Consider the following 20,195-nt stretch of genomic DNA (forward strand, 5'->3'; position numbering starts at 1 on the left):
CCTTGGTAAAGGCTGTGGAGCGTCGTCATGGGTTTCGAGTTGACGGATAAGGGAGGTTTACAGCAGCTTTTCTTCGAAGGGCTGGAGCCGCAAAAAATACAGCGTCTCAATCCGCGATTTCGCAGCAAGCTTCTCTTGTTGTTGAAACCACCGGCAGCCCTGGCCGATAGGATCTTTGCCGATGCAGCGCGCCATGCGGAAGGACGGACAAAACGAGCGGCCTATCCAGCGGAGCTTCTGCACATAACCCTGCTCTGTATCGGATGTTTCGAGACTGCGCCTCGCGGGCTGATAAACAGGCTAAAGGCGGCGCTGGGGGAAATTGAGGCGCGGCCTGTTCCTATCACTTTCGAAGAAACGTCGCTTTTCGGCAATCGCAATAGTCTGGTTATGAGAAGCAGCCGCGAAATGCCGGAGATAAAGGCTCTGGTGAAGATATTGCAACGTACCCTTTGGCGGGCAAACCTTCCCTTTATTACGGCATCGTCTTTTACGCCGCATCTCACCATGATCTATGGCTGTGGGAAGATTGAGCCTATGCCCGCTGGTAAACCCTATAGCTGGCTGGCGGGTAATTTCGAGCTTGTCTTCAGCCATAATGGCGAAACACGGCACGAATCTCTGGCACGCTTTGCGCTTTCAGCGAAAGCGGATCGTTATGAGCGGCCTGAGAGCCAGTTATATTTGTCGGAAAAAGTGATCGGCCCGTCGAAGCGGCCGAAACAGAGTGCAGCGGTGCGATGACCTGCGCTCGAAGCAACGCAGCAATCCAGCGCTGACAATTTATCCCACAACTGCCGTTCGAGAACTATGTGGGACCTTCCTGCGTGAATACGGAACGCTTCTCGAGCCATACCCGCGCGTCCAGCTCGTCCGTCAAAACCGATATGGATTTCGACCCGAGCGCAAGCGAGGCGATGCCGCCTCGCTACGAATGACAACCAGCTTAGAGCTGTACCTTGTCGAAAGCCTTACCGTCGATGCCGAGGGCTTCGAGATCGGCACGGGCGGGCTTGCGATGTGCGCGAACAGCGGCCGAAACCGAGAGCGCTGCACCGAGAACGGCGAAAGTTTCACCGAAGAAGTTACGCGATGTCTTTGCAACCTGACGCATTTTTCTCTCCATCTTTGATGCCCAGATAATGGGTATTTTCGGCCCCTTCTACAACTCATGATGTAGCAAGGAAGCCATGCAGCTTTGCTCGCGCTCGTTTGGATATCAGCTATGGCGATTTCGCATGGCTCAGACATCACGCTCCGAAAAGCCTGCAGGGCACCTCGGGCAGCGGGTTGAATAAGCCGGATATTTTGTTATGCCGGAAGGCTGAAGACAAAGAGGCTGGCAGCATGACGATCACCATTTACGGCATCAAGAACTGCGACACGATGAAGAAGGCCAGAAGCTGGCTGGAAACCAACGGCATCGACTATTCTTTTCATGACTACAAGGCGGTCGGCATTGACCGCGCCCATCTGGAGACATGGTGCGATGCCGCCGGCTGGGAAACGGTTCTTAACCGCGCCGGCACGACCTTCAAGAAACTGGATGATGACCAAAAGGCCGATCTTAGCCGTGAGAAGGCCATCGGATTGATGCTGGATCAACCCTCGATGATCAAGCGTCCGGTACTCGAGGCCAAAGGCAAGATAACCGTCGGTTTCAAACCGGAAATCTATCAGACCCTCCTTGCCTGAACGCAGCCGCCATGTCCAAAACGACCCGCGCCACCCAGATGCTGAGCAAGGCCGGTATTGCCTTCACCACCGTCACCTATGACTACGACCCGAATGCCGACCGCATCGGCCTGCAGGCGGCCGAAGCGATCGGCGAGGCGCCACATCTGGTGCTGAAAACGCTGATGGCGGAACTTGACGGCAAACCGGTCTGCGTCATCGTCCCTTCCGACCGTGAGGTGAGCATGAAGAAACTCGCTGCCGCATTCGGAGGCAAATCCGCCAGCATGATGAAGCCTGCCGATGCGGAGCGGACCACGGGTTACCATGTCGGCGGCATCAGTCCGTTCGGGCAGAAGAAACAGGTGCCAACAGCCATGGAGGCTGAAGCCATGGCGCATGCGCATGTTTACATGAATGGCGGGCAAAGAGGGTTGCAGGTGAGACTTTCGCCCCAAGATGCACAGGCGGCACTGAAGGCCATCATCGCTCCGCTGGTGGCGGACTGACGCTTCTCCCAACGCTTTTGAAAGCATTTGGCTTTCGAAAGGAATGGGCTATGGTCGGCGCCTCCGATTGAAATATACGAAGGCAGATCATGACCGTTTCTCCCATCGATCCCGTCAAACTCGAAAAACTGGCCGAAGTCGCCGTAAAAGTCGGCCTGCAATTGCAGAAGGATCAGGATCTGGTGATCACTGCGCCGCTGGCGGCGCTGCCGCTGGTGCGGCTTTTGACCAAACACGCCTATATGGCCGGCGGCGGGCTGGTCACCACCTTCTATTCCGATGAGGAGACCACGCTTTCCCGCTATCGCCACGCCAGCGACGCGAATTTCGACCGGGCTTCCGGCTGGCTCTATGAAGGCATGGCAAAGGCCTATGCCAACGGCGCGGCGCGGTTGGCGATTGCCGGCGACAACCCCATGCTGCTGGCAGAGCAGGACCCTGCCAAGGTGGCGCGGGCCAACAAGGCCAACTCTACCGCCTACAAGCCGGCGCTGGAGAAGATTTCCAATTTCGACATCAACTGGAACATCATTTCCTATCCGAACCCATCCTGGGCAAAGCAGGTCTTCCCGGATATTGCCGAGGACGAAGCCGTCCGAAAGCTCGCAGACGCCATCTTCGCCGCCTCGCGGGTTGATCTTGCCGATCCGGTGGCGGCATGGGCGCAGCACAATGCCAATCTTGCCAAGCGCTCCGCGTGGCTGAACGGCGAGCGCTTCGCATCGCTGCATTTTACCGGGCCCGGCACGGACGTGACGATCGGGCTGGCAGACGGCCATGAATGGCATGGCGGCGCTTCCACCGCCAAGAACGGCGTGACCTGCAACCCGAATATTCCGACGGAAGAAGTATTCACCACGCCGCATGCGCTACGTGTGGATGGTTACGTTTCCAGCACCAAGCCCCTGTCGCATCAGGGAACGTTGATCGACAATATTCAGGTGAAGTTCGAGGCCGGCCGTATCGTCGAAGCCAAGGCTTCGAAGGGCGAAGCGGTGCTGAACAAGGTGCTCGATACCGACGAGGGCGCACGGCGTCTCGGCGAAGTGGCGCTGGTGCCACATTCCTCACCGATATCCGCAAGCGGTATCCTGTTCTACAACACGCTGTTTGACGAAAACGCCTCGTGCCACATCGCGCTTGGCCAATGTTATTCGAAATGTTTCCTTGACGGTGCTTCGCTGTCGCAGGAGCAGATCAAGGCTCAGGGTGGCAATTCCAGCCTCATCCATATCGACTGGATGATCGGTTCCGACAAGGTGGATATTGATGGCGTGAAGCCGGATGGCTCCACGGTTCCGGTCATGCGCAAGGGCGAATGGGCCTGAGGACGCTTACTTCGGCAACTGACTGCGCTGACTGAGCCAGATGCTGAAAAGCACCGCGACAAACCCAGCAATCTGCGCTGGCGTGAGGCTTTGGCCGAGCGCCAGCCAGCCCAGAAGAGTTGCAACGACAGGGCTTAGAAAACCGAGCGATGCCGCAGCCGAGGGCTCGATGCGGGCAAGCCCGCGAAACCACAAAAGATAGGTCAGCGCCGCGCCGATGAGGCCGAGATAGGCCATGCCGAGAATATTGGCGGCGGTCGGCGCTGGCAGGGCCGGCTCCAGAACAACGGCAACCGGCAGGAGCAGAATGCCGCCCGCGGTCAATTGCCAGGCGGTGAAGGTGAGGTTGGAGACCGGTGGTCGCCACTTTCGGGTCAGCACCGTTCCGAAAGCCATGGAGACGGCACCGGCAAGACCTGCGGCAACGCCAATACCATCCAGCGCCGCTCCGGGCGTCAGCACAAGAAGTGCGACGCCTGCGATACCTAACAGGCCGGCGGCGATGGCAAGAGGCCTGACGGGCGCTGCCAGAAACAGCCGGGAAAGGCCAATGACGATGAGGGGTTGCACCGCACCCACCGTTGCCGCCACACCGCCTGGCAGCCTATAAGCCGACACAAAAAGCATCGCCCAGAAAAACGAAAAATTCAACGCGCCAAGAATGAAGCTGCGCGGCCACCAAATGCCTTCCGGCAACTTCCGGACGAGCAGCAGCAGCAGGATGCCCGCCGGCAAAGCGCGCAGCATGGCGACATGAAGAGGGTAGCCCTGCGGCAAGAATTCCGTGGTGACGAAATAAGTGGTTCCCCAGATGGCGGGGGCAAGTGCTGTCACCAGCACGTCAGCGGCATAGGTCGAATTTTTCTTCATTTCAAGAATCTCTACATCAAGATAAATTCACTTTAGTCGATTTTATCTTGACGTCAAGATATCAATTGTTATGCCTTGGTGATGAGCAAAGAACCGCTGGACCACGTCGATCATATTCTGGCGCAATGGCGCAAGGAGCGGCCCGATCTCGATGTCGGCCCGATGGGCCTGCTTGGGCGCCTGCACCGGCTCAGTACGCATCTCGGCCGCGAGGTTGAGGCCGTGCTTTTGAAACACGGACTCTCCTCCTCCGCTTTCGATGTGCTGGCGACATTGCGGCGTGCCGGCCCGCCCTACCGGCTTTCCCCCGGCGATCTGCTGGCGATGACCATGGTGAGTTCGGGCACCATGACCAACCGGATCGACCAGCTGGAAAAGGTCGGGCTGGTGGAGCGCATTCACAACCCACAGGACCGGCGTAGCGTGTTGATATCGCTGACGGAGCGTGGACTCGCCATTGTCGAGGATGCAGTTGGCGCACATGTCGAAAACCAGCATCGTCTGGTCGCTCATCTCAGCGAAGAGGAGCGTGCGGCGCTGAACGGGCTGCTGAAGAGGTTTTTGCAGGATTTCGAGCAGTAGCTTCCCGGATCAGACAAACATCCAATCAACCAGCGATGAACGCTTGTTTCGGCGTAAAAATTCCTGTAAGCAATTTTCCATAAACCTGTACTACAGGTTGGAGGAAAAATGTATAACGCCATCTCCCATGAAACCGGTCTCGTCAGCAGCACGATCGGCGCAATCACCCGCCATATCCGCGAAAACGAACTGGCCCCCGGCGCGAAACTGCCGAGCGAACTTTCGCTCTCCCAGCAGCTAGGCGTCTCACGCACGGTTGTTCGCGAGGCTTTCCGGTCCCTTTCGGCCATGCGGCTGATCGATGTCAGCGCCGGCAAGCGCGCCACGGTGGCGACGCTGGATCACGGTGCGATGTCGCTGATGTTCGAACATGGCATTCATACCGAACAGATCAACATCCAGCAGATTTACGACGTACGCCGCACCATCGAGGTCAGAACCGTGACGCTGGCGGCGCTCAGGCGCACGGATGCGGAAGCGCTTACCATTCTCGACCATGCCAACAATATGGAGCGGGATTTCGGCGACAATGACAAGGTCATGGAACACGACCTTGCCTTTCACCTTGCCGTTGCCAGAGCCTCCAAGAACCCGGTTTTCGAACTCATTCTCGGCGCCTTTCAGAATGTGACGCGCCAGACCTGGCCGATCGGCTGGAAGAGCCGCACATCCGATGCGCAGCGCCATGCGGCAGGCGAGCTTCACGTCGCCATCGGACAGGCCATTGCCGCTGGCGACCCACAAACGGCTTCAACGCTGATGGCGCGGCATTTCGATGAAAGCGTGCACGCGCTTCTGGCCGCCGGCATCGCCTGATTTTTTCAACGCAGTTCCAGACGGAACACCACCTGCCTCTGGAGGAGACACTTCATGAAAATCACGAAACTTGAGACCGTCCGCGTGGCGGAACGGGCAAACCTGCTTTGGGTTCTGGTCCATACGGATGAGGGCATTACCGGGCTTGGTGAAACCTTCTATGGCGCCGAGACGGTGGAAACCTATGTGCATGAATATATCGCCCCCCGCGTGATCGGCCGTGACCCGCTGCAGATCGACCTTCTGGCGCAGGATCTCGTCGGTTATCTGGGTTTCCGCTCGTCGGGCGCGGAAGTGCGCGGCAATTCGGCCTTCGATATCGCGCTGTGGGATATTTTCGGCAAGGCCACGAACCAGCCGATTGCCCAATTGCTCGGCGGTTTCAGCCGCAAGGAAATCCGCACCTACAATACCTGCGCGGGCACTGAATATATCAAGAAGGCGACCGGCCAGCAGACTGCCAATTATGGCCTCTCCGGCGGCAAGGATTATGACGATCTGAACGGCTTCCTGCACCGGGCGGACGAGCTTGCCCATTCGCTTTTGGAAGACGGCATCACGGCCATGAAGATCTGGCCCTTCGATGCGGCGGCGGAAAAGACGCGCGGGCAATATATCTCGATGCCCGACCTGAAAAGCGCGCTCGAGCCGTTCGAGAAAATCCGCAAGGCGGTTGGCGACAAGATGGATATCATGGTGGAGTTTCACTCCATGTGGCAGCTTCTGCCCGCCATGCAGATCGCCAAGGCGCTGACGCCCTACCAGACCTTCTGGCACGAAGACCCGATCAAGATGGACAGCCTTTCCAGCCTGACGCGGTATGCCGCCGTTTCGCCAGCACCCATCTCCGCATCGGAAACGCTGGGTTCCCGCTGGGCTTTCCGCGATCTTCTGGAAACGGGTGCGGCCGGCGTGGTGATGCTTGATATCAGCTGGTGCGGCGGACTTTCGGAGGCGCGCAAGATCGCTTCGATGGCGGAAGCCTGGCATCTGCCGGTCGCCCCGCATGATTGCACCGGCCCGGTCGTGCTCTGCGCCTCCACGCACCTGTCGCTCAACGCGCCGAATGCGCTGGTGCAGGAAAGCGTGCGCGCCTTCTACAAGACCTGGTATCGCGATCTCGTCACCGCCTTGCCGGAAGTGAAAAACGGCATGATCACCGTGCCGCCGGGCGCCGGCCTTGGCATGGAACTGCATCCCGACATCGAAAAGACCTTCACCGTCAGCCGCCGTGTTTCGGATGCGGCGTCGATCTGATCAAAACAGACTGCCCTGATTGCCCGGGCCTGAAGAAGCCGGTTTTGCCGGCTTCTTTTTTTGTGCCGCGGCGGCATCCGGGGACGGCGTCCCCTCTCCCGTCGTGATGGCGGAGACGCGACCGTCGGCAAATTCCATCGACACGACAGCGCCGGAGGCAATGGCGGCGGCACGGGTCAGCGGCCGGTTCTCTTCATCACGGATCACGGCATAACCGCGATTCAGCACGTTCTTATAAGAAAGCGATTGCAGGATACGATTGTGGGCGGCAAGGCCCGAGCGGTTCTGCGCCATGCGATGCAGGACGGCGGTATCGGCCCGGCGCGCGGCGGTGACGACGCGTTCCTTCTGCCGCTCCAGCTGGCCAAGCAGGCGGGCGGGCAGCGAACGCAGCGCGGAATCGAAGGCATCAACGCGGCCTTTGCCCTGCAAGAGCCGACGTTCCACCAAAGTCTCGGCCCGGTGCATGCGCTCGGTGATCCGCTGCGTGTGATGTTTGAGACCGTTCAGAAGAGTTTCCGGCCGAAGCCCCGAAGCGGAGCGCTCAAAGGCGCGACGCTTATTCAGCGTGGTCATTTCAAGCCCACGACCGAGACCGCTTGCGGCCTCGTCGAAACGGCGGCGCGGCAGGGCCAGAAGCTGGTCTAGCGACGGCAGCGCCCGCACCAGCGCCCGCAAGCCCTGGCGGCGATTGTCCATCTGCCGCGAGACCGAGCCGGAAAGACGGGCGGCAAGGCCGGAAAGCTGCGCTTCCAGTTCCGCACGCACCGGCACCGCCATTTCGGCGGCGCCTGTCGGTGTCGGCGCACGCACATCGGCGGCATAGTCGATCAATGTCGTATCGGTCTCGTGTCCGACGGCGGAAATCAGCGGAATTTCACTTTCAGCCGCAGCGCGCACGACGATTTCATCGTTGAAGCTCCAGAGGTCCTCCAGACTGCCGCCGCCACGGGCGACAATCAGCACATCCGGGCGGGCGATCTCGCCGCCGGGCTTAAGCGCATTGAAGCCGCGAATAGCGTTCGCCACTTCCTCGCCCGAGCCTTCGCCCTGCACCTTGACCGGCCAGACGACGACATGGACCGGAAAGCGATCCGAAATGCGGTGAAGAATATCGCGAATGACAGCGCCCGTGGGTGAGGTAACGACACCGATGACATGTGGCATGAACGGCAGGCGGCGTTTGCGGGCCACATCGAACAGCCCTTCCGCCGCCAGACGCCGGCGGCGGTCTTCCAGAAGTGCCATCAGCGCGCCGGCACCGGCCGGCTCGAGGCTTTCGATGACGATCTGGTATTTCGACGAGCCGGGAAAGGTGGTGACCTTGCCCGTCGCAATCACTTCCATGCCCTCTTCCGGGCGGAACTTCAGCCGCGAGAACGTGCCTTTCCAGATCACCGCATCGATGCGGGCGCGATCGTCCTTCAGCGAGAAATAAGCGTGGCCGGAAGAATGCGGGCCGCGATAGCCGGAAATCTCGCCGCGCACCCGCACCTGCTCGAAAGCCGTCTCCACCGTGCGCTTGATGGAACCCGACAGTTCGGACACCGAGAACTCGGCAAGATTGCTCAATGCGGCGTGGGAGAAGATATCGCTCATGACCGTTTGTAACCAAAACCCGTCGATTCGGAAATGCCGGTGCTCGCCAGCCCGATTTTAACGGCGATGAAACCATATCCTCAACTAACGAGTTAGGAAAACAGGGAACGGAGGAGAAAACAAGGGTTCGTTAGGGAAGAAGACGCTAGGTATTTTCCCAGGCCCGGCAACCAAAGAGGAGGCGGCATCCATGATTTTTCTTACCGCCACAGTGCTTGGCGTAACCGCAGTTGCGTTGCGTTCTGTCTTCAGCATCATTTTCATCTGCATGATGATTATCGGCGCTTATGGTATAGCAATGGCGCTTTCTTCCACGGCCGTACCGTTGATGTCGCTGCTTCTGGCGCTCGCCGGGTATAATTTCGGCGTCGTCGGTGTCGTCATCGGCCTTCTCGTGCTGCAACGCCCGCGCTCCACGCAGCCGACGCTTTAAAAGCTCACGGCCTTGAGACTTCCGCACTTCGCATTGACCGAGATTTGCGGATTGGCCGCTGACCTTACCGTCACCTGCCTGCTCATTTTCTATCTCGGTGTCGATCCGCTTTCCGCCCGATTGCCCGGTGCGGCGGCAGGCGTTGCGACGAGCTGGCGGTTGAACCGCGCCAACGGCGGTGCACCGGCCACGTTGAGCGTTTTTCTCGTGAATGCTGTGACGCTCACCGCCCGCGTCGTCGGTGTGGGGCTGTTTATGTTGCTGCAATGGCGCAACCCGCTGGTCCAGCCGCTTATCCCGCTCGCTTTTTCAGCATTCGCGGCATTGCTGTTGGCGCTTTATGGCTACCGACGGCTGCAAAAACAGCAGTTGGACAGGGATTAAACCGTTTCCCAACCGTCCTTTTCGGCTGCCCGATAGATGGCGTCGATAAAAAGCTGGTTCTTCCTCGAGCTTTCCAGCGTAACGACTTCGCCCTCACCCTTCACTGCGCGGGCAAAGGCCTCCGCCTCCAGCTTGTATTGACGGCTATCCTGAAACCGAAAGACTTGCGACTGGTTATGGGCCTGATTGGTCAGCTCGATCTCTTCCGCACCCCAGCGATTGGCGTTGAAAGGGGATTTGACCTCGATGTAACCATCCGTGCCGTGAAAGACCATGAGCTGACGGGCGGCAAGCTGGGTCGACAGATAAAAGCTCAGTTCGAAACCGCCGAAATCAGCTCTGACGCTGGAATAGATATCCGTGCCGAATTCCCTGTCGCGCTCAACCGTGGCCTGCACGCGCTTCGGCTCCGCGCCGGTGGCAAAACGGGTCACGATGGTTGGGTAGACACCGATATCCGGCAGGGCTCCGCCGCCCAGTTCGGGAATATTGCGCATGTTGCCGGGATCGCGATTGAAATAGCTGAAAGCGCCCTGAACATGTTTCAGCGTGCCGATGGCGCCGGATGCCAGCAACTCCTTCACCTTGGCCCAGACCGGCGCATAGGTGACCATGAAAGCCTCGGACACAACAACGCCGTTGCGGTCGCGCGCGGCGATAAGCGTATCAATCTCCCGCGCCTTCAGCGCAATCGGCTTTTCGCACAGCACATGCTTGCCAGCATCGGCCGCCTTGATTGTCCATTCCACATGCTGCGCGGTTGGAAGCGGAATATAGACCGCATCGATCACATCCGATGCCAGCATCTCCTCATAGGAACCGAAGGCATGCGGCACGGAAAAACGCTCGGCAACCGCGCGCGCTTTGGCGCGATCGCGGCTGGCGATAGCGCTCACCACACAGTCTTGCGCATCCTGTATTGCCGGAATGACGTGATCCTGAGCGATTTTCGCCGTTGAGATTATTCCGAAGCGCAGCATTCCCGTTCTCCCCACTCTGCCATTTCTTCGGAAACTTACCACCCCGGCACCGTGTGGCAAGCCGGCAAAGTCCGATCACCATAAAGTATGGCCGGATGTGTCCTGCCTTTGTCGGCCTGGTTGCTTTTATCGGGATGCATAAGGGGGAATTATGCTATGAATAAACCCAATGGAGAAACATGAAATGTCCTCTTCTCACACCGCACTGCTCGTTATCGACGTTCAGGAATCGTTTCGGCACACCCCTTATTTCGAGGAAAGCGGACTTGCTACCTATCTGGAGAAACAGCAGGGATTGATTGACGGCGCCAAGGCCGCGGGAATTCCCGTTGTGCAAATCTTCCATGTCGATGGCGACAGGGCCTTCTCGAAAGACAGCGGCTATGTCCGCACGCTTGAGGGTGTGGAGATCGCACCCGACGTGACCTTTCAGAAGAGCCGCCATTCGGCTTTCGCCGGCACCGGCCTTGAAATCTGGCTGACGCAGAAAGGCATCAATCGGCTGATCGTCTCGGGCATCCGCACTGAACAATGCTGCGAAACGACGACGCGGCACGCTTCCGATCTCGGCTACAGCGTCGATTACGTCACCGAGGCAACGCTGACCTTTCCGATGACACATGCCTCCGGCACGGTATTCAGCGCCGACGATATCCGCAAACGCACCGAGCTGGTGCTGGCCGGCCGCTTCGCACGCATCGCCACGGTGAATGACGCGCTTGTAGCCCTGAAAGAAGCAGCCTGATGGACAAAGGCGGCACACGCATCATTCCCTTTTATACGCTTGTGCCGCCGCACGCGCTGTTGCTCGATATTGCCGGCCCCCTGCAGGTAATCCGTTATGCCAATGGCGAGCAAAGCGACATTTTTTTCGACTGCCACTACATTGCGGCAAGGGACAGGCAACAATCCTCGATCGGCCTTGACCTTTGCGGTTTGGAGGCCCTGCCGGCGGCGCTTCCAGAAAATGCGTTCCTGCTGATCTCCGGCAGCACGTCGCATTCCGAGAGCGAACCGGAAACGCGGCGGGAGCGGCAGGCATTGACGGCATGGCTGGGCCGCGTCGCGCGTATCGATACCACTGTCATTTCCATCTGCTCCGGTGCATTGCTGGCGGGAGAGGCGGGACTTTTCGACGGACGAAGCTGCACAACACATGCCGATTGCATCGAAGCGCTGCGACGCATCGCGCCATTGTCCCAGGTGGCCGAAAACCGACTGTTCGTCGAGGACGGAAACCGCTTCTCAAGCGCTGGCATCTCCACCGGCATAGACCTGATGCTGCATGTGATTTCCCGGCTGACATCCCCGGCGGTCGCGGCGCGCATTGCAAAAACCATGGTTATCTATCTCAGGCGCAACGGCAGCGATCCGCAAATTTCGCCCTGGCTGACAGGCCGTAACCACATGCACCCCGCCATTCACCGCGTGCAGGACGCGGTGATGGCCGAGCCAGCCCGAGACTGGTCGCTGGAAGGCCTGGCCGATATTGCAGCCCTCAGCGAAAGGCATCTGTCGCGCCTGTTTCGTGAACATACCGGCATCAGCGTTATCGATTACGTCAATCTGATGCGGGTCAATTTGGCCCGAGACATTCTCGCCAATAGCCGCCTCGACATGGAGGCCATCGCCGAACGGGCGGGATTTGCCTCTGCCCGGCATTTGCGGCGTGTGTGGCAACAGCATAATCACCTTCCGCCCAGCCACTATCGCGGCTATCGGAGCTGATCTCGCCAGCTTCCGTCGATTGCCTGATGAGTGCCATCAAAGGAATTGAATGGTTATGCGGATGAGCAGTTGCTAACCTTGTCACCAAGTCAGCAACAGGAGCATTCCCCGTGGAAAAACGAAACCTCGGCCGCACCGGCCTCTCCATCGCCCCGATCGTTTTCGGCGGCAACGTGTTCGGCTGGACAGCGGATGAGAAGACTTCCTTTGCCCTGCTCGACGCTTTTTTCGACGCCGGGTTCAACGCCATCGACACGGCGGATGTCTATTCCGCCTGGGTGGACGGGCATGAGGGCGGCGAATCCGAAGCCATTATCGGCAAATGGCTGAAGCAATCGAGCGTGAAGCGCGAGGATGCGGTGATCGTCACCAAGGTCGGTTTTGACAATCGCGGCCAGAAGACCGGCCTCAGCGCCAAGTGGATCGCAGAGGCTGTCGATGCCTCACTGAAGCGGCTGCAAACCGACTATATCGACCTCTATCTCGCCCACAAGCCGGATGCCGACGTGCCGCTGGAAGAGACGCTTGCCGCCTTCGCAAAGCTGAAGGAACAGGGAAAAATCCGCGCCATCGGTTGCTCCAACTATTCCGCCAGCCAGCTTCAGGAGGCGCTGGATACGGCGGCGAAAAACAATCTTCCGCGTTACGACGTGCTGCAGCCGGAATATAATCTCTACAACCGCGCGGATTTCGAAGGTCCACTTGCTGATCTTTGTGTGCAAGAAGAGATCGGCGTCATCAACTATTACAGCCTCGCAGCCGGTTTCCTGACCGGGAAATACCGTGCCAAGGCCGATACTGAAGGCGTTGCCCGCAGCTATCGCGTCGGCGAATACGTCAACACGCGCGGCCTTGCCGTTCTGGGGGCGATGGATGCGGTGGCGGTGCAGACCGGGGCCAAGCTCGCCGATATCGCGCTGGCGTGGCTGTTGCGGAAAAAGGCGATAACCGCGCCGATTGCCAGCGCCACCAGCCTGTCGCAGCTTGAAAGCTTCAAACGCGCCGTCGACCTGAAGCTGACCGATGAAATGATGACCCTTCTCGACAAGGCGGGCGCATAAGATGGAGCTTACAATTCGTGATGCGCAGCCGGCTGACCGGGCGGAATGGCTGCGCCTCTGGAACGATTACCTCGCTTTTTATGAGGTCGAACTTGCCGGTGACGTGACTGACCATACCTGGGCACGCATTCTTGATCCCACATCGCGGGTTTCCATGCGTGTGGCCACGCTTGGTGACCGCATAGCCGGTTTCGCCATCCATCACTTCCATGATTCCACCTGGGTGAAGACGCCCGATTGCTATCTGGAGGATTTGTTTGTTGATGGCGAAATCCGCGGCAAAGGGACGGGCCGGGCGCTGATGGACGATCTTATCGCGATCTGCAAGGAAAAGGGCTGGTCACGGCTTTACTGGCACACTGGCGAGGACAATCAGCGCGCCCAGAAACTTTACGACAGCTACGTGAAAAGCGACGGCCATATTCGTTATCGCATCAAGTTCTGATCAGACCCGAAAGCGGAAGAAATCCACGAAAGCCCTCAGCGCCGGGCGCATCTGCCGGCGCGAGGGATAATAGATATAGAAGCCGTCAAAGGGCGCACACCAGTCCTCCAGCACGCGGATGAGCCTGCCCTGCCTGATATCGTCCTCGACGCGCTGCTCGAAAACGAAGGCAAGCCCTGCTCCATCAATTGCTGCCCGGCGAATGAGGCTCTGGTCCGACAGGATCAAAGGTCCCTGAACATCGACCACCAGCGGCTTGCCATTCTTCTCCAGTTCCCAACGGTAGATAAGGCCACTCGCGAAGCGCCGGCGGATGCAGCGATGCCGAATGAGATCCCTGGGATCGCGTGGCGGTGGATTTTCCGCAAAATAGGACGGAGAACCAACAATCGCGCCGCGCCACGCACCGCTGGCTTTCACCGCAATCATATCCGCATCCAGGTGCTCCCCGAGCCTCAGACCGGCATCGAAACCCTTCGCGACAATATCTTCGAAACGATCATCCGTTGAGATTTCGAGTGAAATATCGGGATAGAGCCGTAGGAATTCACCCAGCCGCGGCACGATGAGATCCTCGGCGGCCAGCCGCGGCAAGGTGATGCGCAGAGGCCCGGCCGGTCTGCCGCCATGCTCGGCAAGTGTCTCGATGACCGCATCGATATCGGCAAGCGCCGGACCCAGCGTTTCGAGAAGCCGCCTGCCCTCCTCTGTCGGCGAAACGCTTCGGGTGGTACGATGAAGCAGGCGCAGTCCAAGACTTGCCTCCAGCGACGAGACGGCATGGCTGACGGCGGAGGGCGCAATGGCGAGTTCAGCCGCGGCCTTGCGGAAGCTGCGGCCTTCGGCAACGGCGGCGAGAACGGCCAGCTGGGAGAGTTGCACACGGTTCATTGTTCTAAATGATAGAACAACCCAAGCGGATTTGCAGCGATTATTTTTATCGCCATGAGACGCTATTTTCTGATCACGCCCTGATGACGGGCGGTTCCTTATGGAAGGACGAACAGATGAAAAAAAGAACCCTCGGAAACAACCTTTCCGTTTCGGCGCTTGGCCTCGGCTGCATGGGAATGACCCATGCCTATAGCCCGACCGGCGATGAAAGCAGCGCAATAGCGACGCTGCACCGTGCCGTCGAACTCGGCGTCACCTTTTTTGATACGGCAGAGGTTTATGGGCCTTACAATAACGAGATTCTCGTCGGCAAGGGTTTGAAGCCCTATCGCGACAAGGTGGTCATCGCCACCAAGTTCGGTTTCAGGATCGACCCCAGCAAACCCGCAGGCCAGATGATGGTGGGCACCGACAGCCGGCCGGAAAATGTGCGCGCCGTCGCAGAAGCCTCGCTCAAACGCCTTGGCGTCGATGTTATCGACTTGTTCTACCAACATCGCGTCGATCCTGCTGTCCCGATCGAAGATACGGTGGGGGCTATGGCGGAGCTGGTCCGACAGGGTAAGGTGAAACATCTCGGCCTGTCGGAAGCGAGCGCCGAAACCCTTCGCAAGGCACACGCCGTTCATCCGATTGCGGCCATACAGAGCGAATATTCGCTGTGGACCCGCGATGTAGAGGAAAACGGCGTGCTGGAAACCTGCCGTGAACTCGGCATCGGTTTCGTGCCTTTCAGCCCACTTGGTCGCGGCGCCCTGACCGGCGCACTGAAGTCACTCGACGGCCTTGCCGCCGATGATTTCCGCCGCGGCCTGCCGCGCTTCCAAAGCGAGAACTTCGACGCCAATCTGGCGCTCATCCAGCTCCTGGAAGACATGGCGGCTGAAAAGGGCGTTACGGCCGGACAACTGGCGCTGGCCTGGGTTCTGGCGCAGGGTGACTTCATCGTCCCGATCCCCGGCACGACAAAAATCGCCAATCTGGAAAAGAACGCGGCCGCTGCGGAGGTATCGCTGACAGCGGACGAAGCCGCCAGCCTCGGCGCTCTGCTTTCCCCCGCAAAAGTTGCGGGCGCACGTTATCCCGAACGCATGTCACAGATGGCCAACCGTTAAAAACCAAAAAGCCGCGGCAGTTGCCGCGGCTTTTTTTCAATCAGACCTTCATCCACTCTCAGGCGCGCAGAACGCCGCCCGTGGATTTCTCGACATTGCCGACGATCTTGGCCGTCAGAGCCTCGAAATCCTCATCCGTCAGCGTCTTGTCGACCGGCTGGATCTGCACTTCGATGGCGACCGACTTGCGGTTTTCGCCGAGCGATGCGCCCTCGAAAATATCGAAGACATTGACGCCGGTGATCAGCTTGCGGTCAGCGCTCGTTGCGGCCTTGATGATCGCGCCCGCCTCTACCGACTTGTCGACCACGAAGGCGAAGTCGCGCTTGACGGCCTGGAAGGGCGAAAGCTCGAGCGCCGGCTTGGTGCGGGTCGCCTTCTTTTTCGGCTCCTGCATGGCGTCGAGATAGACCTCGAAACCGCTATAGGCGCCGGAGACATCCAGTTCGGACAGCGTCTTTGGATGGAATTCGCCGAAATAACCGAGCACGACCTTCGGACCCATCTTGATGGTGCCGGAGCGACCGGGGTGATACCAGGAAGGCGCACCGGCTTCGATCTGCACATTGGCCATGGGCAAGCCGCAGGCTTCCAGCACCGAGAGCGCATCGGCCTTGGCGTCATAGACATCCACCGGCTTGCCACCGCCCTTCAAAGCATTGGACCACATGCGGCCGCTGCCTGCGAGCGAGGCCGTGCCACGGCGAACGCCGCCGGCAACGCGGCGCTGCTTCTCAGGCGTATCGCCCTCATAGGTGCCGGAGACCTCGAAGATTGCAACATCACCATAGCCTTTATCGGCATTGCGCTGCGCGGCGGTCAGGAGGCCGGGCAGCAGCGAGGGCCGCATGTCCGACATATCGGCCGCGATGGGGTTGGCGAGTTTCAGCGCGGGTGAACCACCGCCGAACAGCTTTGCCTGCGCTTCCGGGATGAAGGACCATGTGACGGCCTCCAGCATGCCACGACTTGCCAAGGCACGACGCGCGGTGCGGGTGCGGACCTGCAGCGTGGTCAGGATACGGCCGTTGACGGCGCCGAAGCTTTCAAGCGGTTCCGGCTTGATGTTGTCGACGCCATGGATGCGCATGACCTCTTCCACCAGATCGGCCTTGCCATCAACATCCGGACGCCAGGACGGTACGGTGACGGAGACGCGCTCGCCCGTTCCCTCGACGCCAAAACCGAGGCCTTTGAGAATGGTTAGGCTCTCTTCCGCCGAGACTTCCAGACCTGTCAGGCGCTTCACTTCTGCCAGCGGGAAATCCACGACCTTGGGCTGATGGCCCTTGTAACCGACAACCCGGGCTTCGCCAGCGACACCGCCGCACAGTTCGAGAACCAGTTCGGTCGTGCGCTCCAGACCCGGAACCATATAGTCCGGATCGACGCCACGCTCGAAACGATAACGCGCATCGGTGATGATGCCGAGCGAGCGGCCGGTCTTGGCAATGTTGATCGGATCCCAGAGAGCGGATTCGATCAGCACGTCGACGGTGTTTTCATCGCAGCCGGAATGTTCGCCGCCCATGACGCCGCCGATGGATTCGAGACCTTTCTCGTCGGCGATGACGACAGTGTTCGGGCCAAGCTTATATTCACGCTGATCGAGCGCGAGGATGGTCTCACCCTCTTTCGCGCGGCGAACCGTCAGATCGCCCTTGACCTTGGCGGCGTCGAAGACGTGCATCGGCCGGCCCTGATCAAAGGTCATGTAGTTGGTGATATCGACCAGCGCATTGATGGGACGCAGGCCGATCGCCATCAGGCGCTGCTGCATCCATTTCGGGCTGGGGCCGTTCTTCACGCCACGCACGATGCGCAGCGAAAAGCCGGGGCAGAGTGCTGCATCATCCAGCTCAAGCTTCACATCAACCGCGGTTGTGCCTTCCACCTTGAAGGACGGCGCTGCGTTCGTCTTCAGCTTGCCAAGACCGGAAGCGGCGAGATCGCGGGCAATACCGTAGATCGAGGTGCAATCCGGACGGTTGGGCGTCAGGTTGATTTCGATGACCGGATCGTCGAGGCCCGCATAGGCGGCGAAGGAGGTACCAACAGGCGCATCTTCCGGCAGGTCGATGATGCCATCGTGATCGTCGGAAATATTCAGCTCCTTTTCGGAGCACATCATGCCGTGGCTTTCGACGCCGCGTATCTTGCCGACGGCAAGGGTGACGTCGATGCCCGGAACATACATGCCGGGCCGCGCGAGCGCACCAACGAGGCCGGCGCGTGCATTCGGGGCGCCGCAGACGATCTGCACCGGCTTGCCGTCGCCGGCATCGACGGAGAGAACCTTCAGGCGGTCAGCTTCCGGGTGCTTCTCGGCGGAGAGCACCTTGGCGATGACGAAAGGCTTGTAGGCCGCCTTGTCGTCAACGTCCTCGACCTCGAGGCCAATCGCCGTCAGCCGCTCGCAAATCTCGTCCAGCGTCGCATCGGTATCCAGATGCTCTTTCAGCCAGGAAAGAGTGAATTTCATGTCTTTGCTCCTTGGCTAACCGGATTAAACGCTCAAACCGCCGAACAGCGTCGGCATGTCGAGCGGGCGGAAGCCGTAATGGTTCATCCAGCGGACATCGGCGTTGAAGAAATCGCGCAGGTCCGGCATGCCGTATTTCAGCATGGCGATGCGATCGAGGCCCATGCCCCAGGCAAAGCCCTGATATTCATCCGGGTCCAGCCCGCCGGCGCGCAGCACATTGGGGTGCACCATGCCGCAGCCGAGAATTTCCATCCAGTCCTTGCCTTCGCCGAACTTCACGATGGGGCCGGAACGGTCGCACTGGATATCCACCTCGAAGCTCGGCTCCGTGAAGGGGAAGAAGGACGGGCGAAAACGCATGACGACGCTGTCGACCTCGAAGAAGGTCTTGCAGAACTCTTCCAGTACCCAGCGCAGATTGCCCACATGCGCCTTCTTGTCGATGACAAGGCCTTCGACCTGATGGAACATTGGCGAGTGAGTGGCGTCGGAATCCTGACGGTAGGTCTTGCCGGGAATGACGATGCGGATCGGCGGCTTCTGGCTTTCCATGGTGCGGATCTGCACCGGCGAGGTATGGGTGCGCAGCACCTTGCGCTCGCCGTTTTCATCCGGCTGGAAGAAAAAGGTGTCGTGCATCTCGCGGGCCGGATGGCCTTCGGGGAAATTCAGCGCCGTGAAATTGTAATAGTCGGTCTCGATGTCAGGACCTTCGGCGATCGAGAACCCCATATCCGCGAAGATGGCGGTGATTTCATCGACGATCTGGCTGATGGGATGAATGCGGCCACGCTCGGCGGGGGACTGGCGAACCGGCAGGCTGACATCCACCGTTTCCGCCTTCAGGCGGGCGGCGATGGCGGCATCCTTCAGCGCGTTCTTGCGCTCGCCGATGAGGTCGGTGATCTCAGTCTTGAGCTGATTGATGGCAGCGCCCCGGGTCTGGCGCTCTTCCGGCGTCATGCTGCCAAGCGTCTTCAGAAGCTCCGAAACCGAGCCCTTCTTGCCCAGCGCCGAAACGCGCACGGCTTCGATGGCCGGCTCATCGGCAGCGGTGGCGATCTCCGACATCAGTTGCGATTTCAAGGTATCAAGTTCTGTCATCTTTTCCTGCCTTGCCGGTTTTTTTGAGAGCGGCTTCGGGGTTCACAGCATTCATCAGATAGTCGGTCGCCATGATAAAGCGTCGCAGATCACTACCCATCCGCACGCGCCCGATCAACCGGGCAAGCGGTAAAAATCGCCCCAGAATGCCGGTCAGGCGGCACAATTCTTCCAGCGCCCGGGGCGGGGCGTTTTCACGCCAGCGGGAAAAGGCGGCATCACAGGTTTTCGACGTATCGCAGGCGCGGGTCGCGACCTGTAAAAACAGCAGCCATATATCGCGGGCCTGCGCCGTTTCCAGCGGCATGACCTCCTGAGGGCGCTCCTCGAAATCCATGAAGCCGACACGGCCGTCCTGGAGAAAGAAGTCGCGCACATGCGGACGACCATGGCAGAGACCCGCCGCGTGCAGTTCACCAAGCGCTTCTGCCGATTTAACCAGCAAGGCATCATGTTCCGACTGTCTTGCGACCTTTATCGCGTCCATGCGCTCCATGATGGTGGGCCCGACATCGCCCAGAACAACGGCCGTGAGCGAGGAATAAATGATCGGCGGAACGGGAAAACCGCGGGCCTTGAAGACCTCAAGCGTTTCGAGTTCGCGGCGCATCAGCCCGGCACCGTCAAGCGGTGGCGAAGGCCGCATGAAGGTGTAGGGAAGCAGTTTTGCAAGAAAAGTCTGCAGCTTTATCCACCAGGACGGCGTTTCCGTGCCCTGACGTTTGATCCAGACGGTAGCGGCGGAAAGCTCGAGTTTCTGCACACGGCGCTCGCTCTGAAGCAATGCCCGCATCAAGGCTGCGATATCACCATCCTCGAGATGGACGTGAAAGCCCTTTGCCTTTTCCACTTCGCTTGCGGCAACCAGCATTTTTTGCCCCCTGGAGCTTGCCCGGTCAAATGCCGGCCGATGCCCCACCCTTTTGTCTCC

Annotated in this window: 22 protein-coding genes; 14 read left to right on the top strand and 8 right to left on the bottom strand. The window is 59.4% G+C overall.

What is annotated here, in order from left to right:
* The first annotated feature begins 27 nt into the window (after positions 1-27).
* The gene (locus tag ACQZ5F_RS11995; RefSeq protein ID WP_046799254.1) at positions 28-744 is read left to right on the top strand and encodes a 2'-5' RNA ligase family protein; all 717 of its coding nucleotides are present in this window, start codon (positions 28-30) and stop codon (positions 742-744) included.
* Positions 745-946: 202 nt separating this feature from the next.
* Here ACQZ5F_RS11995 and ACQZ5F_RS12000 read toward each other — a convergent pair whose 3' ends face one another.
* Positions 947-1,114, bottom strand: coding sequence for a hypothetical protein (locus ACQZ5F_RS12000; protein ID WP_003503889.1), 168 nt, complete (start codon positions 1,112-1,114; stop codon positions 947-949).
* 233 nt (positions 1,115-1,347) lie between these two features.
* Between ACQZ5F_RS12000 and ACQZ5F_RS12005 the strand changes: the two genes are divergently transcribed.
* From ACQZ5F_RS12005 to ACQZ5F_RS12015, 3 genes are all read left to right on the top strand, one after another.
* Entirely contained in the window at positions 1,348-1,695 is a 348-nt protein-coding gene (locus ACQZ5F_RS12005) for an ArsC family reductase (protein WP_046799440.1), read from the top strand.
* Between the two features lie 11 nt (positions 1,696-1,706).
* Positions 1,707-2,183, top strand: coding sequence for a Cys-tRNA(Pro) deacylase (ybaK, locus tag ACQZ5F_RS12010; protein WP_046799253.1), 477 nt, complete (start codon positions 1,707-1,709; stop codon positions 2,181-2,183).
* An 89-nt stretch (positions 2,184-2,272) separates the two neighbouring features.
* Positions 2,273-3,511, top strand: coding sequence for an aminopeptidase (locus ACQZ5F_RS12015; protein WP_225339545.1), 1,239 nt, complete (start codon positions 2,273-2,275; stop codon positions 3,509-3,511).
* 6 nt (positions 3,512-3,517) lie between these two features.
* Here ACQZ5F_RS12015 and pecM read toward each other — a convergent pair whose 3' ends face one another.
* On the bottom strand, positions 3,518-4,381 hold the full coding sequence (pecM, locus tag ACQZ5F_RS12020; protein ID WP_225339546.1) for a 4-hydroxybenzaldehyde efflux transporter PecM: 864 nt from the start codon (positions 4,379-4,381) through the stop codon (positions 3,518-3,520).
* Positions 4,382-4,462: 81 nt separating this feature from the next.
* On the opposite strand from pecM, the gene ACQZ5F_RS12025 reads away from it, so the two are divergent.
* From ACQZ5F_RS12025 to ACQZ5F_RS12035, 3 genes are all read left to right on the top strand, one after another.
* Entirely contained in the window at positions 4,463-4,963 is a 501-nt protein-coding gene (locus tag ACQZ5F_RS12025) for a MarR family winged helix-turn-helix transcriptional regulator (RefSeq protein WP_046799250.1), read from the top strand.
* 108 nt (positions 4,964-5,071) lie between these two features.
* Entirely contained in the window at positions 5,072-5,779 is a 708-nt protein-coding gene (locus ACQZ5F_RS12030) for a FadR/GntR family transcriptional regulator (RefSeq protein WP_035219349.1), read from the top strand.
* 54 nt (positions 5,780-5,833) lie between these two features.
* Positions 5,834-7,036: a mandelate racemase/muconate lactonizing enzyme family protein gene (locus ACQZ5F_RS12035; protein ID WP_046799249.1), complete on the top strand. Its 1,203-nt coding sequence runs from the start codon at positions 5,834-5,836 to the stop codon at positions 7,034-7,036.
* Here the strand turns inward: ACQZ5F_RS12035 and xseA are convergent, their stop codons facing one another.
* Positions 7,037-8,635, bottom strand: coding sequence for an exodeoxyribonuclease VII large subunit (xseA, locus tag ACQZ5F_RS12040; protein ID WP_448730456.1), 1,599 nt, complete (start codon positions 8,633-8,635; stop codon positions 7,037-7,039).
* A 190-nt stretch (positions 8,636-8,825) separates the two neighbouring features.
* On the opposite strand from xseA, the gene ACQZ5F_RS12045 reads away from it, so the two are divergent.
* Positions 8,826-9,068: a hypothetical protein gene (locus ACQZ5F_RS12045; RefSeq protein ID WP_046799247.1), complete on the top strand. Its 243-nt coding sequence runs from the start codon at positions 8,826-8,828 to the stop codon at positions 9,066-9,068.
* Between the two features lie 12 nt (positions 9,069-9,080).
* Positions 9,081-9,452, top strand: a complete 372-nt coding sequence (locus tag ACQZ5F_RS12050) for a GtrA domain-containing protein (protein ID WP_046799246.1) — start codon at positions 9,081-9,083, stop codon at positions 9,450-9,452.
* Here the strand turns inward: ACQZ5F_RS12050 and ACQZ5F_RS12055 are convergent.
* Positions 9,449-10,432 carry a Gfo/Idh/MocA family protein gene (locus ACQZ5F_RS12055; RefSeq protein WP_448730455.1) on the bottom strand — a complete coding sequence of 328 codons (984 nt, stop codon included), beginning with the start codon at positions 10,430-10,432 and terminating at the stop codon, positions 9,449-9,451. The two genes, ACQZ5F_RS12050 and ACQZ5F_RS12055, sit on opposite strands and share 4 nt — an antisense overlap.
* Positions 10,433-10,616: 184 nt before the next feature.
* On the opposite strand from ACQZ5F_RS12055, the gene ACQZ5F_RS12060 reads away from it, so the two are divergent.
* The 4 genes from ACQZ5F_RS12060 to ACQZ5F_RS12075 all read left to right on the top strand — a co-directional run bounded on the left by ACQZ5F_RS12060 (position 10,617) and on the right by ACQZ5F_RS12075 (position 13,666).
* A complete protein-coding gene (locus ACQZ5F_RS12060) occupies positions 10,617-11,177 on the top strand; it encodes an isochorismatase family protein (protein WP_225245071.1) in 561 nt (186 codons plus the stop codon).
* A complete protein-coding gene (locus tag ACQZ5F_RS12065; protein WP_448730454.1) occupies positions 11,177-12,160 on the top strand; it encodes a GlxA family transcriptional regulator in 984 nt (327 codons plus the stop codon). The genes ACQZ5F_RS12060 and ACQZ5F_RS12065 overlap by 1 nt, the downstream gene beginning before the upstream one ends.
* 110 nt (positions 12,161-12,270) lie before the next feature.
* Positions 12,271-13,221: an aldo/keto reductase gene (locus ACQZ5F_RS12070; protein ID WP_448730453.1), complete on the top strand. Its 951-nt coding sequence runs from the start codon at positions 12,271-12,273 to the stop codon at positions 13,219-13,221.
* 1 nt (position 13,222) lies between these two features.
* Entirely contained in the window at positions 13,223-13,666 is a 444-nt protein-coding gene (locus ACQZ5F_RS12075; protein WP_448730452.1) for an N-acetyltransferase family protein, read from the top strand.
* On the opposite strand, the gene ACQZ5F_RS12080 is transcribed toward ACQZ5F_RS12075, so the two are convergent.
* Positions 13,667-14,557 carry a LysR family transcriptional regulator gene (locus ACQZ5F_RS12080; protein ID WP_046799241.1) on the bottom strand — a complete coding sequence of 297 codons (891 nt, stop codon included), beginning with the start codon at positions 14,555-14,557 and terminating at the stop codon, positions 13,667-13,669.
* A 116-nt stretch (positions 14,558-14,673) separates the two neighbouring features.
* Between ACQZ5F_RS12080 and ACQZ5F_RS12085 the strand changes: the two genes are divergently transcribed.
* Complete coding sequence (locus ACQZ5F_RS12085; protein ID WP_225339554.1) at positions 14,674-15,675, top strand: aldo/keto reductase; 1,002 nt, start codon at positions 14,674-14,676, stop codon at positions 15,673-15,675.
* A 58-nt stretch (positions 15,676-15,733) separates the two neighbouring features.
* On the opposite strand, the gene pheT is transcribed toward ACQZ5F_RS12085, so the two are convergent.
* The 3 genes from pheT to ACQZ5F_RS12100 are packed head-to-tail and all read right to left on the bottom strand — an operon-like array spanning position 15,734 to position 20,135.
* Complete coding sequence (gene pheT, locus ACQZ5F_RS12090; RefSeq protein WP_448730451.1) at positions 15,734-18,157, bottom strand: phenylalanine--tRNA ligase subunit beta; 2,424 nt, start codon at positions 18,155-18,157, stop codon at positions 15,734-15,736.
* A 24-nt stretch (positions 18,158-18,181) separates the two neighbouring features.
* Positions 18,182-19,264, bottom strand: a complete 1,083-nt coding sequence (gene pheS / locus ACQZ5F_RS12095) for a phenylalanine--tRNA ligase subunit alpha (protein WP_225245065.1) — start codon at positions 19,262-19,264, stop codon at positions 18,182-18,184.
* Complete coding sequence (locus tag ACQZ5F_RS12100) at positions 19,251-20,135, bottom strand: phosphotransferase (RefSeq protein ID WP_448730450.1); 885 nt, start codon at positions 20,133-20,135, stop codon at positions 19,251-19,253. Before ACQZ5F_RS12100 ends, pheS begins: the two co-directional genes overlap by 14 nt.
* Between the last annotated feature and the right edge of the window lie 60 nt (positions 20,136-20,195).

It is taken from the genome of Agrobacterium sp. 22-210-1, from assembly GCF_053522525.1.

Bases quoted from the DNA above. Each gene is read 5' to 3' on its own strand.
- ACQZ5F_RS12085 (WP_225339554.1), top strand. From the start codon at position 14,674: ATGAAAAAAAGAACCCTCGGAAACAACCTTTCCGTTTCGGCGCTTGGC.
- pheS (WP_225245065.1), bottom strand. From the start codon at position 19,264: ATGACAGAACTTGATACCTTGAAATCGCAACTGATGTCGGAGATCGCC.
- ACQZ5F_RS12005 (WP_046799440.1), top strand. From the start codon at position 1,348: ATGACGATCACCATTTACGGCATCAAGAACTGCGACACGATGAAGAAG.
- ACQZ5F_RS12080 (WP_046799241.1), bottom strand. From the start codon at position 14,557: ATGAACCGTGTGCAACTCTCCCAGCTGGCCGTTCTCGCCGCCGTTGCC.
- ACQZ5F_RS12075 (WP_448730452.1), top strand. From the start codon at position 13,223: ATGGAGCTTACAATTCGTGATGCGCAGCCGGCTGACCGGGCGGAATGG.
- ACQZ5F_RS12060 (WP_225245071.1), top strand. From the start codon at position 10,617: ATGTCCTCTTCTCACACCGCACTGCTCGTTATCGACGTTCAGGAATCG.
- xseA (WP_448730456.1), bottom strand. From the start codon at position 8,635: ATGAGCGATATCTTCTCCCACGCCGCATTGAGCAATCTTGCCGAGTTC.
- pecM (WP_225339546.1), bottom strand. From the start codon at position 4,381: ATGAAGAAAAATTCGACCTATGCCGCTGACGTGCTGGTGACAGCACTT.
- ACQZ5F_RS12100 (WP_448730450.1), bottom strand. From the start codon at position 20,135: ATGCTGGTTGCCGCAAGCGAAGTGGAAAAGGCAAAGGGCTTTCACGTC.
- pheT (WP_448730451.1), bottom strand. From the start codon at position 18,157: ATGAAATTCACTCTTTCCTGGCTGAAAGAGCATCTGGATACCGATGCG.
- ybaK (WP_046799253.1), top strand. From the start codon at position 1,707: ATGTCCAAAACGACCCGCGCCACCCAGATGCTGAGCAAGGCCGGTATT.
- ACQZ5F_RS12055 (WP_448730455.1), bottom strand. From the start codon at position 10,432: ATGCTGCGCTTCGGAATAATCTCAACGGCGAAAATCGCTCAGGATCAC.
- ACQZ5F_RS12065 (WP_448730454.1), top strand. From the start codon at position 11,177: ATGGACAAAGGCGGCACACGCATCATTCCCTTTTATACGCTTGTGCCG.
- ACQZ5F_RS12025 (WP_046799250.1), top strand. From the start codon at position 4,463: ATGAGCAAAGAACCGCTGGACCACGTCGATCATATTCTGGCGCAATGG.
- ACQZ5F_RS12045 (WP_046799247.1), top strand. From the start codon at position 8,826: ATGATTTTTCTTACCGCCACAGTGCTTGGCGTAACCGCAGTTGCGTTG.
- ACQZ5F_RS11995 (WP_046799254.1), top strand. From the start codon at position 28: ATGGGTTTCGAGTTGACGGATAAGGGAGGTTTACAGCAGCTTTTCTTC.
- ACQZ5F_RS12030 (WP_035219349.1), top strand. From the start codon at position 5,072: ATGTATAACGCCATCTCCCATGAAACCGGTCTCGTCAGCAGCACGATC.
- ACQZ5F_RS12000 (WP_003503889.1), bottom strand. From the start codon at position 1,114: ATGCGTCAGGTTGCAAAGACATCGCGTAACTTCTTCGGTGAAACTTTC.
- ACQZ5F_RS12035 (WP_046799249.1), top strand. From the start codon at position 5,834: ATGAAAATCACGAAACTTGAGACCGTCCGCGTGGCGGAACGGGCAAAC.
- ACQZ5F_RS12015 (WP_225339545.1), top strand. From the start codon at position 2,273: ATGACCGTTTCTCCCATCGATCCCGTCAAACTCGAAAAACTGGCCGAA.